Origin of the sequence: Pseudomonas sp. NY15181 (assembly GCF_048068055.1) — a bacterium.
Classification (GTDB): Bacteria; Pseudomonadota; Gammaproteobacteria; order Pseudomonadales; family Pseudomonadaceae; genus Pseudomonas.
This window is the reverse complement of record NZ_JBLUPT010000008.1, coordinates 170,382-184,423: the sequence shown is the minus strand read 5'-3', so window position 1 is coordinate 184,423 and position 14,042 is coordinate 170,382. Positions and strand designations below refer to the sequence as shown.

The 14,042-nt window shown below is 64.7% G+C and carries 11 protein-coding genes; 1 reads left to right on the top strand and 10 read right to left on the bottom strand.

Going from position 1 to position 14,042, the window contains the following annotated elements; genetic code table 11:
• Positions 1–46: 46 nt before the first annotated feature.
• Positions 47–2,797, bottom strand: a complete 2,751-nt coding sequence (gene secA, locus ACNFBT_RS19170; RefSeq protein WP_416752000.1) for a preprotein translocase subunit SecA — start codon at positions 2,795–2,797, stop codon at positions 47–49.
• A 303-nt stretch (positions 2,798–3,100) separates the two neighbouring features.
• Between secA and ACNFBT_RS19165 the strand changes: the two genes are divergently transcribed.
• Positions 3,101–3,556, top strand: coding sequence for a DUF721 domain-containing protein (locus tag ACNFBT_RS19165; protein ID WP_416751999.1), 456 nt, complete (start codon positions 3,101–3,103; stop codon positions 3,554–3,556).
• Positions 3,557–3,637: 81 nt separating this feature from the next.
• Here ACNFBT_RS19165 and lpxC read toward each other — a convergent pair whose 3' ends face one another.
• The 9 genes from lpxC to murD form a co-directional block, all read right to left on the bottom strand.
• The gene (gene lpxC, locus ACNFBT_RS19160; protein ID WP_416751997.1) at positions 3,638–4,549 is read right to left on the bottom strand and encodes a UDP-3-O-acyl-N-acetylglucosamine deacetylase; all 912 of its coding nucleotides are present in this window, start codon (positions 4,547–4,549) and stop codon (positions 3,638–3,640) included.
• Positions 4,550–4,661: 112 nt separating this feature from the next.
• Positions 4,662–5,846 carry a cell division protein FtsZ gene (gene ftsZ / locus ACNFBT_RS19155; protein WP_416751995.1) on the bottom strand — a complete coding sequence of 395 codons (1,185 nt, stop codon included), beginning with the start codon at positions 5,844–5,846 and terminating at the stop codon, positions 4,662–4,664.
• 53 nt (positions 5,847–5,899) lie between these two features.
• The gene (gene ftsA, locus ACNFBT_RS19150; RefSeq protein WP_152220768.1) at positions 5,900–7,150 is read right to left on the bottom strand and encodes a cell division protein FtsA; all 1,251 of its coding nucleotides are present in this window, start codon (positions 7,148–7,150) and stop codon (positions 5,900–5,902) included.
• Between the two features lie 21 nt (positions 7,151–7,171).
• The gene (locus ACNFBT_RS19145; RefSeq protein WP_416751993.1) at positions 7,172–8,035 is read right to left on the bottom strand and encodes a cell division protein FtsQ/DivIB; all 864 of its coding nucleotides are present in this window, start codon (positions 8,033–8,035) and stop codon (positions 7,172–7,174) included.
• Positions 8,036–8,038: 3 nt separating this feature from the next.
• Entirely contained in the window at positions 8,039–8,986 is a 948-nt protein-coding gene (locus ACNFBT_RS19140; protein WP_416751991.1) for a D-alanine--D-alanine ligase, read from the bottom strand.
• Entirely contained in the window at positions 8,983–10,440 is a 1,458-nt protein-coding gene (murC, locus tag ACNFBT_RS19135) for a UDP-N-acetylmuramate--L-alanine ligase (protein ID WP_416751989.1), read from the bottom strand. Before murC ends, ACNFBT_RS19140 begins: the two co-directional genes overlap by 4 nt.
• Positions 10,433–11,506, bottom strand: coding sequence for an undecaprenyldiphospho-muramoylpentapeptide beta-N-acetylglucosaminyltransferase (murG, locus tag ACNFBT_RS19130; RefSeq protein ID WP_416751987.1), 1,074 nt, complete (start codon positions 11,504–11,506; stop codon positions 10,433–10,435). Before murG ends, murC begins: the two co-directional genes overlap by 8 nt.
• Positions 11,496–12,695, bottom strand: a complete 1,200-nt coding sequence (gene ftsW, locus ACNFBT_RS19125; RefSeq protein ID WP_416751985.1) for a putative lipid II flippase FtsW — start codon at positions 12,693–12,695, stop codon at positions 11,496–11,498. The genes murG and ftsW overlap by 11 nt, the downstream gene beginning before the upstream one ends.
• Positions 12,695–14,041: a UDP-N-acetylmuramoyl-L-alanine--D-glutamate ligase gene (gene murD, locus ACNFBT_RS19120; protein WP_416751983.1), complete on the bottom strand. Its 1,347-nt coding sequence runs from the start codon at positions 14,039–14,041 to the stop codon at positions 12,695–12,697. The genes ftsW and murD overlap by 1 nt, the downstream gene beginning before the upstream one ends.
• Position 14,042: the final 1 nt, after the last annotated feature.

Here is a 14,042-nt window from a genome sequence, read left to right as displayed (position 1 = left end):
CGAGCGGCAGGGCCGGTCGCGGCGTCGGTATCAGGGTCGGGAGAGGTTATTCCACCTGACCGTGGCAGTGCTTGTACTTCTTGCCCGAACCGCAGGGGCACGGCTCGTTGCGGCCGATCTTCGGCTCGTTGCGGATGGGTTCCATCGGCACCACGTTGTCAGCCGGTACTTCGCCCTCATCCTCCGGCTCGCCGGTCACCTGATCCATCGACGGTGCGGCGGCATGCTGGAACTGCATGCGCTTGGCCATTTCCTCGGCTTCGCGGCGCAGGCGGGCTTCTTCTTCGGCCGGGTCTTCGCGGCGAACCTGGACGAAGGACAGCACGCGGATGGTGTCGCGCTTGATGGAGTTCAGCAGTTCCTGGAACAGGTTGAAGGACTCGCGCTTGTATTCCTGCTTCGGGTTCTTCTGCGCGTAGCCACGCAGGTGGATGCCGTGACGCAGGTGATCCATGGTGGACAGGTGGTCCTTCCACAGGTCGTCCAGCACGCGCAGCAGCATCTGCTTCTCGAAGGTACGCAGGGCTTCGGCGCCGGCGAGGTCTTCCTTCTCGTTGTAGGCCGCCACCAGCTCGGTGAGGATCTTCTCGCGCAGGGTCTCTTCGTAGAGCTTCTCGTCGTCGTCCAGCCACTGCTGGATCGGCAGCTTGAGGCCGAAGTCGCTGTACAGGGCAGCTTCCAGGCCGGCGACGTCCCACTGTTCGGGCAGCGACTGCGGCGGGATGTGTTCGCTGACAGTGTTGTTCAGGGTCTCTTCGCGGAACTCGACGATGGTCTCGCCGATGTTGTCGGCCGCGAGCAAGGTGTTGCGCATGTGGTAGATCACCTTGCGCTGCTCGTTGGCGACGTCGTCGAACTCCAGCAGTTGCTTACGGATATCGAAGTTGCGACCTTCGACCTTGCGCTGGGCCTTTTCGATGGCGTTGGTCACCATGCGGTGCTCGATCGCTTCGCCCGGCTGCATGCCGAGGGCCTTCATGAAGTTCTTCACCCGGTCGGAGGCGAAGATGCGCATCAGGTGGTCTTCCAGCGACAGGTAGAAGCGGCTGGAGCCCGGGTCGCCCTGACGGCCGGCACGACCGCGCAGCTGGTTGTCGATACGGCGGGATTCGTGGCGCTCGGAGGCGATCACATGCAGGCCGCCGGCTTCGATGACCTGCTGGTGGCGCTTCTGCCAGTCGCCCTTGATCTGCGCGACCTGCTCGTCGGTGGGGGTCTCCAGCGCGGCGACTTCCACTTCCCAGTTGCCGCCCAGCAGGATGTCGGTACCACGGCCGGCCATGTTGGTGGCGATGGTGACCGAGCCCGGACGACCGGCCTGGGCGATGATCTCGGCTTCCTTCTCGTGGTACTTGGCGTTCAGTACCTTGTGCTCGATGCCGGCGTTCTGCAGCAGCTGCGAAACGTACTCGGAAGTCTCGACCGAGGCGGTACCCACCAGGATCGGACGGCCCAGCGCCTGGCACTGCTGCACGTCGGTGATGATGGCGGCGTACTTCTCGTCCTGGGTCAGGTAGACCAGGTCGTTGAAGTCCTTACGGGCGATCGGACGGTGGGTCGGGATCACCACCACGTCCAGGCCGTAGGTCTGGCGGAATTCGAAGGCCTCGGTGTCGGCGGTGCCGGTCATGCCGGCCAGCTTTTCGTAGAGGCGGAAGTAGTTCTGGAAGGTGGTCGAAGCCAGGGTCTGGCTCTCGGCCTGGATCGGCAGGTTTTCCTTCGCTTCGATAGCCTGGTGCAGGCCTTCGGAGAGGCGGCGGCCCGGCATGGTACGACCGGTGTGCTCATCGATCAGCAGGACCTGGTCGCCCTGGACGATGTATTCCACGTTGCGGTGGAACAGGGTGTGGGCGCGCAGCGCGGCATAGACGTGGGTCAGCAGGCTGAGGTTGTGCGCCGAGTAGAGGCTCTCGCCCTCGGCCAGCAGCCCGTTCTGGGTCAGCAGGTCCTCGACGAAGGCATGGCCCTGCTCGTTGAGTTCGACCTGGCGGGTCTTCTCGTCGATGCTGTAGTGGCCCTGCTGGGTCACCTGGCCTTCGACTTCCTCGATGTGGCGCTTCAGGCGCGGGATCAGCTTGTTGATCTTGATGTACAGCTCGGAGCTGTCTTCGGCCTGGCCGGAGATGATCAGCGGAGTCCGCGCTTCGTCGATGAGGATGGAGTCCACTTCGTCGACCACGGCGAAATTCAGCTCGCGCTGGAACTTGTCTTCCAGGCTGAACGCCATGTTGTCGCGCAGGTAGTCGAAGCCGAATTCGTTGTTGGTGCCGTAGGTGATGTCCGAGGCGTAGGCTGCGCGCTTCTCTTCGGGCGGCTGGAACGGGCTGACGATGCCGACGGTCAGGCCGAGGAATTCATACAGCGGACGCATCCAGTTGGCGTCGCGGCGGGCCAGGTAGTCGTTCACGGTAACCACGTGCACGCCTTTGCCGGCCAGTGCGTTCAGGTAGACGGCCAGGGTACCCACGAGGGTTTTACCTTCACCGGTACGCATCTCGGCGATCTTGCCTTCGTGCAGGGTCATGCCGCCGATCAACTGGACGTCGAAGTGGCGCATGCCCATCACGCGCTTGCCGGCCTCACGGGCGACGGCGAAGGCTTCGGGGAGGATCTGGTCGAGGGTCTCGCCCTTGGCCAGGCGCGCCTTGAATTCTTCGGTCTTGGCCTTCAGTTGCTCATCGGAAAGCGGAACCATCTGGGGCTCGAGTGCGTTGATGGCCTGGACCTGCTTGACCATGCGCTTCACTTCGCGCTCGTTCTTGCTTCCAAAGAGTTTTTTCAACAAAGGCGCAAACATATCGACTGGGTCATCCGAACTGGAGAATTGGAGGGCTGCCCGACTGGCTGGCCGCGGCGCGGAACGGCAACGAAGCGGGCATTCTACCCGGAAACGTGTACGAAAAAAGTGCCGAAGTCATCCTTGGAAGCTTCGCACTCCACGACATTTCGGGCAATGCATGGACGAACAACTTTCGATCCGCCTGGTTGATATGGTGGCACTGCCGCACAACTTCAAGGCTGCGCTGGGGCAAGCATCCTGCAACCGGATGAATCCCCCATCTGCTACCATCGCTCTTTATTCACCCCCGGGGTTTCCGTCATGGCCTTCCGCCCCCTGCCCGCCCAGGCATCGACCAAGCTGCTGCGCGAAGCCAAGCCCCTGCAATCGCTGTTCGTCGAGGCGCAGCGTCTTTCGCGCCTGCAAGAACTGCTCGACTCGCAGCTGCAGCCCGCCGCACGCCCCTACTGCCGCATCGCCTCCTGGCGCGAAGGCAGCCTGCTGCTGATCGTTACCGACGGCCACTGGGCCACGCGGCTGCGCTATCAGCAGAACCGCCTGCTCCGGCAACTCGCTGCTTACGAGGAGTTCAGGGGACTTGCCCGCATCCTGTTCAAGGTGCAGCCACGCAGCGAGTCCAGCGCACCAGTACGCAGCGTTAGGCTGACGGAATCCGCCGCCGCCACGCTCCATGAAGCCGCCGAAGGCATCGACAACCCACAACTGAAGGCAGCCCTGGAGCGCCTCGCCAGCCGTAGCCGTAAACCGGCGGAATGAGCCAAGGAAGCAAACAGCGGGAATAAAAAAAGGCCACCCGAGGGTGGCCTTTGAATGTATTACTGAAGGAAGGAGGTTCCTTTATACGGCCGCAGCGGGTCGCATATAGGAGATCGGCGCAGTCTTGGCGTCCTCGAAGGTCACCACTTCCCAAGCGTCCTTGTCTGCGATGAGGGTACGCAGCAGACGGTTGTTCAGGGCATGACCGGACTTGAAGCCGATGAACTCGCCGATGAGGCTGTTACCCAACAGGTACAGGTCTCCGATGGCGTCCAGGATCTTGTGCTTGACGAACTCGTCCTCATAACGAAGGCCATCTTCGTTGAGCACACGATACTCGTCGACCACGATGGCGTTCTCCACACTGCCACCGAGCGCCAGGTTCTGCGAACGCAGCATCTCGATGTCACGCATGAACCCGAAGGTACGCGCGCGGCTGACTTCCTTCACGAAGGAAGTGCTGGAGAAGTCCACAACGGCCTTCTGGGTGCGACCACGGAAAACCGGGTGATCGAAGTCGATTTCGAAGCTCACCTTGAAGCCATCGAAGGGAACGAAAGTGGCGCGCTTGTCGCCCTCTTCCACGGTCACTTCGCGCTTGATGCGGATGAACTTCTTCGCCGCGTCCTGCTCTTGCAGGCCGGCGGATTGGATCAGGAATACAAAGGGACCTGCGCTGCCGTCCATGATCGGTACTTCCGATGCGGACAGCTCGACATAGGCGTTGTCGATACCCAGGCCAGCCATGGCCGACAGCAGATGCTCCACGGTATCCACCTTGACGTCACCCTTGATCAGGGTGGTCGACATGGTGGTTTCACCCACGTTCGAAGCTCGAGCGGGGATTTCCACTACCGGGTCGAGATCGGTCCGGCAGAACACGATACCGGTATCGACTGGGGCCGGCTTCAGGGTCAGGTAAACCTTCTCCCCGGAGTGCAGGCCGACACCGGTCGCCCGGATGATGTTCTTCAAGGTGCGTTGTCTGATCATGGCTTTGGCCGCTTTCGCGCTAGTTGCGAACTGTTTTCAACAATGGGCGGCGATGATAGCAGAACCGCCCTTTGCTGAACACCAATCACATTGATACTCCTGATAAATCGACTCAATCGGCCTGGCGACGCAGGAAGGCCGGGATGTCCAGATAGTCCAGATCGTCCTGCGGATTCAGCTTGGCCGCGGTGGCAGCGCCGCCGTGGGACTGGTTGCGCATGACGGTCGGACGGTCCAGGTCGCGGTAGTTCACCGACTGCTGCTCACGCTGAACCGGAGCCTGGGTGCTGACGGTCTGGGTCTGCACGGTGTTGTCGACGACCTTGACCGGCTTCTCCAGGCGCGCGCCCAGACCCGTGGCGACCACGGTGACGTGCAGCTCGTCGCGCATGTCCGGATCGATCACGGTGCCCACCTTCACGGTGGCGTGCTCGGAAGCGAACTGCTCGATGATGTTACCCACGTCGGAGTACTCGCCCAGGGACAGGTCGGGACCGGCGGTGATGTTCACCAGGATGCCGCGGGCGCCCTGCAGGTTCACGTCTTCCAGCAACGGGTTGCGGATCGCGGCTTCGGTGGCCTCGCGGGCGCGGTTCGGGCCGCTGGCGCAGCCGGTACCCATCATGGCCATGCCCATCTCGCTCATGACGGTTTTCACGTCGGCGAAGTCGACGTTGATCATGCCCGGACGCTTGATGATGTCGGAGATACCGCGAACGGCGCCGGCCAGCACATCGTCGGCCTTGGCGAAGGCGGCCAGGAGGCTGGCGTCCTTGCCCAGGATGGTCAGCAGCTTCTCGTTGGGGATGGTGATCAGCGAGTCGACGCTTTCAGCCAGCGAGCGGATGCCCTCGTCGGCGATCTGCATGCGCTTGCGACCTTCGAACGGGAACGGACGGGTCACCACGGCAACGGTGAGGATGCCCATTTCCTTGGCAACCTCGGCGATGATCGGAGCAGCGCCGGTGCCGGTGCCGCCACCCATGCCGGTGGTGATGAAGACCATGTCGGCGCCTTCCAGCACCTCGGCGATACGCTCGCGGTCCTCGATCGCCGCCTGACGACCGATTTCCGGGTTGGCGCCAGCGCCCAGGCCCTTGGTCACGCCCGGGCCGAGCTGCAGCACGGTACGCGCGGCGATGTTCTTCAGTGCCTGCGCATCGGTGTTGGCGCAAATGAATTCGACGCCATCAACGTTGTTCTTGGCCATGTGGTTCACGGCGTTGCCGCCGCCGCCACCTACGCCAATGACTTTGATGACTGCTGTTTGCGGGACGTTATCAACCAATTCAAACATTTCCCCTCTCCTTCCTTTCTAGTTGTGTCGCCTACGTTTACCGCGGTGGTAAATCAGAAATTGCCCTGGACCCAGCGTTTGAGCCGCTCCAGTACCGGTGCCTTGGGTTCGTCGCTGAAGCTGCTGCTGCCGCTGGACATGGAGATGCCGTCGGACTGCTTCTGCAGCCCGTACATGAGCAGGCCCACGCCCGTGGAGTAGATTGGATTGCGCACGACGTCGGTCAGTCCTTTGACGCTGTGCGGTACGCCCAGGCGCACCGGCATGTGAAAGATCTCTTCGGCCAGTTCGACCGCGCCTTCCATCTTGGAAGTGCCACCGGTCAGGACGATCCCCGCAGGAATCAGGTCCTCGTAGCCACTGCGGCGCAACTCCGCCTGAACCAAGGTGAACAGCTCGTCGTAACGAGGCTCGACCACTTCGGCAAGCGCCTGGCGCGACAGTTCCCGCGGCGGCCGGTCCCCTACGCTGGGCACCTTGATGGTTTCGCCCGCACCGGCCAGTTTGGCTAGGGCGCAAGCATAACGAATCTTGATCTCTTCGGCATATTGTGTCGGGGTGCGCAGCGCCATGGCGATGTCGTTGGTGACCTGATCGCCGGCGATCGGGATCACCGCGGTGTGCCGGATGGCGCCTTCGGTGAAGATGGCGATGTCGGTGGTGCCGCCGCCGATGTCCACCAGGCACACGCCCAGTTCCTTCTCGTCCTCGGTGAGCACGGAGTAGGCCGAAGCCAGCTGCTCGAGGATGATGTCGTCCACTTCCAGGCCGCAGCGGCGCACGCACTTCTCGATGTTCTGCGCGGCGTTCACCGCGCAGGTCACCACGTGCACCTTGGCTTCCAGGCGCACGCCGGACATGCCCAGCGGCTCGCGCACGCCTTCCTGGTTGTCGATCACGTAGTCCTGGGCCAGGGTGTGCAGCACACGCTGGTCGGCCGGGATGGCCACGGCCTGGGCCGCATCCAGCACGCGCTCGATGTCCGCACCGCTGACTTCGCGGTCGCGGATCGCCACGATGCCGTGGGAATTCAGGCTGCGGATATGGTTGCCGGCGATGCCGACGAAGGCCGAGTGGATACGGCAGCCCGCCATCTGCTGGGCCTCATCGATGGCGCGCTGGATCGACTGGACGGTGGACTCGATGTTCACCACCACGCCCTTCTTCAGGCCACGCGACGGGTGCGTCCCGATACCGACGATCTCCAGCTTGCCATCGGCCGCTACCTCGCCCACCAGCGCCACCACCTTGGAGGTGCCGATGTCCAGGCCTACGACCATTTTGCCGCTCTGCACGCTTGCCATGTTTATCGAAGTCTCCTCAACTCACTGCACGGCGGTGGTCTGGGCCACCGTCGTTTCCGGCACCGGATCGCGCCACGCCACGGCCAGACCGTTGGGGTAGCGCATGTCGATGCGCGCAATTTTCGAAATCTGATCTTTCAGCGCCTTGTCGTAGATGGTCACGAACCGGCGAATCTGTTCTACCGCGTGATCGCGGCCCAGCATGATCTCCACGCCCTGCGCGGTGCCCAGGGTCCAGGCGCCGCGCGAACTCATGTCCAGGCTGGAAATGGTGAAGCCCAGTGGACGGAGCATCTGGCTGAGAATCTGGTACTGCTGCATCACTTGTTGCTGAGCGCGCTGCGGGCCGGACAGGCGCGGCAGGTGCTCGTAGTTGGCCACTTCGCGCGGGGCAAAGGCCTGGCCCTGGTTGTTCAACAGCGCTTCGTTGCCCCAACGGGCGATCGGCAGTTGCTCGTCCAGGCGGATCACCACCTGGTCGGGCCACACGCGACGCACTTCGGCGTGAGCGATCCAGGGCATTTGCTCCAGCTCCTGGCGCATCCCGGCCAGGTCGATGGTGAAGAAGCTCGCCGACACGTAGGAGCTGATCCGCTGCTGCACCGCCTGCTGGCTGATGTAGCTGAGGTCACCTTCCACACTGACCTTGGCGATCGGGCGGTCGGCATAGGGCAGCGCGTACTGCGCGCCGTAATAAGTGCCGACGCCGAGTACACCCAGCACCAGCGGCCACAGCAGCACCTTGAGGAAGCCGAAGCTGGGCTTGGGCATGCGCGCGCTCAGCGGCTCCTTGGCCACCAGGCGACTGGCGCCACGGGCCGCCGGCTTGCGCGCGGGCGCACGGCCGATACCGGGTTGCTGGTGACGAAGCTGCGCGCCATTCATGGCTTACCCCCTTGCCTCGACGCTGTCGGCGAGGATGGCCAGCACCAGTTGCTGGAAATCCAGGCCGGCCGCGCGCGCGGCCATGGGCACCAGGCTGTGGTCGGTCATGCCCGGTGCGGTGTTCACTTCCAGGAGCCAGAAACGCCCTTCGGCGTCCTGCATCACGTCGGCCCGGCCCCAGCCCTGGATGCCAAGGGCATCGCAGGCGCGCGCGGTCAGGTCCTTGAGTTCCTCTTCCTTGGCGGCGTCGAGGCCGCAGGGAATCTGGTACTGGGTATCGCTGGCGAGGTACTTGGCGTCGTAGTCGTAGAAGGTGTGCGGAGTGCCCAGACGGATGGGCGGTAGCACCTGGCCACGCAGGACGGCGATGGTGAACTCCGGCCCGCTGATCCACTGCTCGACGAGGACCTGCGAGTCGTACTGGGCTGCGCCCTGCCATGCAGTGATCAGCTCTTCCACGCTGTTCACCTTGGCCATGCCGATGCTGGAACCTTCATGGGCCGGTTTGACGATCAGCGGGAAGCCCAGCTCCGCAGCGGCGGCGCGGCAATCGGCCTCGCTGCTGAGCACGGCATAGTTCGGGGTCGGCAGGCCGAGGCTGAGCCACACACGCTTGGTGCGCAGCTTGTCCATGGCCAGCGCGGACGCGAGCACGCCGCTGCCGGTGTAGGGAATGCCGGCGACTTCCAGCAGCCCCTGCATGCTACCGTCTTCACCGCCACGGCCGTGGAGGATGATGAAAGCGCGATCGATCTTCTCGCTGATCAGACGCTGCAGCAGGTCATCGCCCACATCGATGCCGAAGGCGTCCACGCCAGCGGCCTGCAGTGCCTGCAGGACCATGGCGCCGGACTTCAGCGATACCTCGCGCTCGGCACTCTTGCCGCCGTAGAGCACGGCGACGCGACCGAAGGCGCGGGGATCGAGGGTGGATTTGAGGACGTCACTCATGGCTTCTTCCCCTCGGCGCCGGCATCAGCGGCAGCACCGAACATCGGATTTTTGATCAGTTGCGGAGCCAGCCCGCCGATATCGCCGGCACCCTGGCAGAGCAGGATGTCGCCGGGACGCAGCAGTGGCTTGAGCAGCGACGCGAGGTCGCCGCCGCGCTCCAGGTAGATGGGGTCAAGCTGGCCGCGCTGACGAATGCTGTGGCACAGATGACGGCTGTCGGCACCGGGAATTGGCTCCTCGCCGGCCGGGTAGACCTCCATCAGCATCAGCACGTTGGCCTCGCCCAGCACTTGCACGAAGTCGTCGTACAGGTCGCGGGTACGGGTGTAACGGTGCGGCTGGTAGACCATGACCAGACGGCGCTCCGGCCAGCCACCGCGCACGGCCTTGATCACCGCCGCGACTTCGCGCGGGTGGTGGCCGTAGTCGTCGACCAGCATCACGCTGCCGCCTTCCACTTGCAGGTCGCCATAGACCTGGAAGCGCCGGCCCACGCCCTGGAAGCCGGAAAGGCCCTGGACGATGGCCTCATCGGAGATGCCTTCGTCGGTGGCGATCACGATGGTCGCCAGGGAGTTCAGCACGTTGTGCAGGCCGGGCATGTTCACCGAGACGTCCAGCGGCTCGCGCTCGGGGCGCAGCACGGTGAAGTAGGTACGCATGCCTTCCTGGCGAATGTTGATGGCGCGGACGTCGGCGTCGTCGCTCAGGCCATAGGTCACGGTCGGACGGGCAACCTGCGGCAGGATCTCGCGCACTACCGGGTCGTCCACGCAGAGCACGGCCAGGCCGTAGAACGGCAGGTTGTGCAGGAAATCGACGAAGGTGCGCTTGAGCCTGTTGAAGTCGCCGCCATAGGTGCTCATGTGGTCGGCGTCGATGTTGGTGACCACCGAAACCATCGGCTGCAGGTGCAGGAAGCTGGCATCGCTCTCGTCGGCCTCGGCCACCAGATAGCGGCTGGTGCCTAGCTGTGCGTTGGTGCCGGCGGCGTTCAGGCGGCCGCCGATGACGAAGGTCGGGTCCAGGCCGCCGGCGGCGAATACCGAGGCGATCAGGCTGGTGGTGGTGGTCTTGCCGTGGGTACCGGCCACTGCAATGCCGTGGCGGTAGCGCATCAGCTCGGCGAGCATCTCGGCGCGGGGCACCACCGGCACGCGGCGATCCAGCGCTGCGGCGACTTCCGGGTTGGCCTTGTTCACTGCGCTGGAAACCACCAGCACGTCGGCGCCGTCGGAGTTTTCCGCACGGTGGCCGATGAAGATTTCGGCGCCGAAGTTCTCCAGGCGCTCGGTCACGGGCGAGGCCTTGAGGTCGGACCCGGACACTTCGTAGCCGAGGTTCAGCAACACTTCCGCGATGCCGCACATGCCCACGCCGCCGATGCCGACGAAGTGGATGCGACGGATGCGCCGCATGGTACGGGTAACGCCGGTGGGTTCTTTAACCACGGGCCACCTCCAGGCAGGCATCGACCACCGTACGGGTAGCCTCGGGCTTGGCCAGACTGCGAGCGCGGTCGGCCATGCGGGTCAGGGAATCGGGATGCATCAATACCTCGGACAACTGCGCGGCCAGATCGGCGGCGCTGGTAGATTTCTGTGGCAGCAGGTGGGCGGCGCCCTCCCGCACCAGGAATTCGGCGTTCTTGGTCTGGTGGTCGTCGATCGCGTGGGGCAGCGGCACCAAGAAGGACGGCAGGCCGGCGGCGGTCAGCTCGCTGACGGTCAGCGCGCCGGCGCGGCAGATCACCAGGTCCGCCCAGGCGTAGGCGGCAGCCATGTCGGCGATGAACGGAGCGACGTCGGCTTCGACACCGGCCGTGCGATAACGCTCCGCAGTGACCTGATCGTGCTGACGACCGGCCTGATGGCGAATCGCCGGACGCGCGTCGGCGGGAATCTGCGCCAGCGCTTCGGGGATCAGTTTGTTCAACGGCTCGGCGCCCAGGCTGCCGCCCAGCACCAGCAGGTTGACGCGGCGCCCCGGCAGCGGCGCGCGGGTACCTTCTTCCAGGAACAGTTCGGCGCGCACCGGGTTGCCGGTGGTCAGGCGCTTGGCGCTGGCGTCGAAGGTGTCCGGGAAGGCTTCGCAGACCCGCTTGGCCAGTGGCGCAAGGCTGCGGTTGGCGGTGCCGGCGACGGCGTTCTGTTCATGGATCACCAGCGGTACGCCGGACAGCTTGGCGGCCAGGCCACCGGGGCCAGTGACATAGCCGCCCAGGCCCAGCACGCAGACCGGCTTGAGCTGGCGAACCACGCCGATGGCCTGGAACAGCGACTTGAGCAGATCGAACGGCGCGCGCAGCAGCGATTTGATGCCCTTGCCGCGCAGGCCGCTGACATTGATCAGGTGCAGCGGCAGGCCGGCCTTGGGTACCAGGTCGTTCTCGATGCCGCGCGGGGTGCCCAGCCAGTGCACGCTGTAGCCGCGTGCCTGGAATTCACGGGCGCAGGCCAGGGCCGGGAACACGTGTCCGCCGGTGCCGCCCGCCATGATCAGGACGTTACCTTTCATCGGCAAAGTCCTCTTCGCTGAACTCATATTCCTCGCTACCCATCACGGTGCGACGTTCCCATTCGATGCGCAGCAGCATTCCCAGCTGGGCGCAGCAGATCACCAGCGAGCTGCCGCCATAGCTGAGGAACGGCAAGGTCAGGCCCTTGGTCGGCAGCAGGCCGACGTTCACGCCCACGTTGATCAGGAACTGGCCGATCCACAGGAAGGCCAGGCCGTAGGCGACGTAGGCGGAGAAGTACTGCTTGGACTGCTCGGCCCAGATGCCGATGTACAGGGCGCGCAGGCTGACGAAGACGAAAAGCGCCACGGTGGCCATGGCGCCGACGATGCCCAGTTCCTCGGCGAGGACTGCGAACACGAAGTCGGTGTGCGCCTCGGGCAGGTAGAACTGCTTCTGGATGCTGTTGCCCAGGCCCATGCCGGTCCAGCCGCCACGGCCGAAGGCGATCAATGCCTGGCTGAGCTGGTAGCCGGCGCCGAACTGGTCGGCCCAGGGGTCGGTGAAGTTGGTCAGGCGCGCCATCCGGTAGGGCTGGGTCTGGATCAGCAGCACCACGGCTGCAATGGCCAGGGCCACCATCAGGCCGAAACGGAACAGGCCGACGCCGCCGAGGAACAGCATGGCGGCAGCGGCGCCCATCATTACCACGGTGGCGCCGAAGTCGGGCTCGCGCAGCAGCAGGCCGGCCATCGGCAGCAGCACCACGAAGGGTTTGAAGAATCCGAGCCAGCTCTCGCGCACTTCTTCCTGACGGCGCACCAGGTAGCCGGCCATGAAGATCACCACGAAGACCTTGGCGATCTCCGAGGGCTGGATGTTGAACAGGCCGAAACCGATCCAGCGCATGGAACCGTTCACCTCGCGGCCGATGCCGGGGGTGATCACCAGTACCAGCAGTCCGAAGGCGATGGCCAGCAGCTTCCAGCCCAGGCGCTGCCAGGTTTCCATCGGGATCATCATGGTCAGGCCGCAGGCGACGAAGCCGATGGCCAGGTAGATCAGGTGACGAACCGAGAAGTACAGCGGGTTGCCGGACTGCGCCGCGGCGACTTCGGACGACGCCGAGGTGACCATCACCAGGCCCAGGCCGAGCAGTGCCAGGCAACCCGCCAGCAGCGGGAAGTCGATATCGATGCCGTGGCGGCTGATCAGCGGGGACGGATAGGGGCGCAGGAAGGAGAACATCAGGCGAGCTCCTCCACGGCCTTGGCGAACAGGCGTCCGCGCTCTTCGTAGTTCTTGAACATGTCCAGGCTCGCGCAGGCCGGCGACAGCAGCACGGCATCGCCCGGCAGCGCCAGGTCGGCGGCATGCTCGACGGCTTCGTCCAGGGTATTCACGCGGACCTTGGGTACGCTATTGCCGATGGCGGCGCCGACCAGCTCGGCATCACGGCCAAGCAGCACCACGGCGCGGCAATGCTGCGCGACGGGGCCGCGCAGGTCCTGGAAATCGGCACCCTTGCCGTCGCCACCGGCGATCAGCACCAGCTTGCCGTCGATATCGGCGCCCAGGCCCTCGATGGCGGCCAGGGCGGCGCCGACGTTAGTGGCCTTGGAGTCGTCGTAGTAGTTCACGCCGTTGCGTTCGCGCACCCACTGGCAGCGATGGGCGAGACCCGCGAACTCGCGCAGGGTCTGCAGCATCGGCTCGAACGGCAGGCCGATGGCATGGCCCAGAGCCAGCGCGGCCAGGGCGTTGGACTGGTTGTGCGCGCCACGGATTTTCAGTTCACGGGCCGGCATCAGCTTGTCGAACTGGAAGGCCAGCCACTTTTCGCCGTCTTCCTCGATCAGGCCGAAGGCCTTGAAGTCCGGCTTGTTGATGCCGAAGGTCCAGCAGGGAACGGTGTCGGCGATCAGCGGGCGGCTCAATGCATCGGCACGGTTCACCACGACCTGCTTCGCCCCCCGGAAGATGCGGTGCTTGGCCAGGTGGTAGTCGGCCATGCCGTCGTAGCGGTCCATGTGGTCTTCGCTGACGTTCAGGCAGGTGGCGACTTCGGCGTTGAGACGCTCGCAGGTTTCCAGCTGGAAGCTGGACAGCTCCACGACATACAGCTCGACGTCGTCGGCCAGCAGGTCCAGCGCCGGGGTACCCAGGTTGCCGCCGACGGCGACGCGCTTGCCGGCGGCCTTGGCCATGTCGCCCACCAGGGTGGTGACGGTGCTCTTGGCGTTGGAGCCGGTGATGGCGACGATCGGCGCCTTCGCATTACGCGCAAACAGGTCGACGTCACCGGACATGCGTACGCCACGGGCGGCGGCTTCCACCAGCGCCGGGACGCGCAGCGACAGGCCCGGGCTCACGTAGAGCTCCTGGGCGCGGCAGAGGAAATCGGCATCGAGGTCGCCGCAGCGCACCTCGACCTGCGGGTACTGCTCGCGCAGGGTCGCCAGCTCCGGCGGATTCGCGCGCGTATCGGCCACGGCAAAGGGCACGCCCTGGCGCGCCAGGTAGCGCACCAGGGACATGCCGCTCTTGCCGAGACCGACAACGATGCGGAATTGGTCGGAAGCGATCAGGCTCATG

Bases quoted from the DNA above. Each gene is read 5' to 3' on its own strand.
- ftsW (WP_416751985.1), bottom strand. From the start codon at position 12,695: ATGTTCTCCTTCCTGCGCCCCTATCCGTCCCCGCTGATCAGCCGCCAC.
- murD (WP_416751983.1), bottom strand. From the start codon at position 14,041: ATGAGCCTGATCGCTTCCGACCAATTCCGCATCGTTGTCGGTCTCGGC.
- murG (WP_416751987.1), bottom strand. From the start codon at position 11,506: ATGAAAGGTAACGTCCTGATCATGGCGGGCGGCACCGGCGGACACGTG.
- ACNFBT_RS19140 (WP_416751991.1), bottom strand. From the start codon at position 8,986: ATGAGTGACGTCCTCAAATCCACCCTCGATCCCCGCGCCTTCGGTCGC.
- ftsA (WP_152220768.1), bottom strand. From the start codon at position 7,150: ATGGCAAGCGTGCAGAGCGGCAAAATGGTCGTAGGCCTGGACATCGGC.
- ftsZ (WP_416751995.1), bottom strand. From the start codon at position 5,846: ATGTTTGAATTGGTTGATAACGTCCCGCAAACAGCAGTCATCAAAGTC.
- secA (WP_416752000.1), bottom strand. From the start codon at position 2,797: ATGTTTGCGCCTTTGTTGAAAAAACTCTTTGGAAGCAAGAACGAGCGC.
- lpxC (WP_416751997.1), bottom strand. From the start codon at position 4,549: ATGATCAGACAACGCACCTTGAAGAACATCATCCGGGCGACCGGTGTC.
- ACNFBT_RS19165 (WP_416751999.1), top strand. From the start codon at position 3,101: ATGGCCTTCCGCCCCCTGCCCGCCCAGGCATCGACCAAGCTGCTGCGC.
- ACNFBT_RS19145 (WP_416751993.1), bottom strand. From the start codon at position 8,035: ATGAATGGCGCGCAGCTTCGTCACCAGCAACCCGGTATCGGCCGTGCG.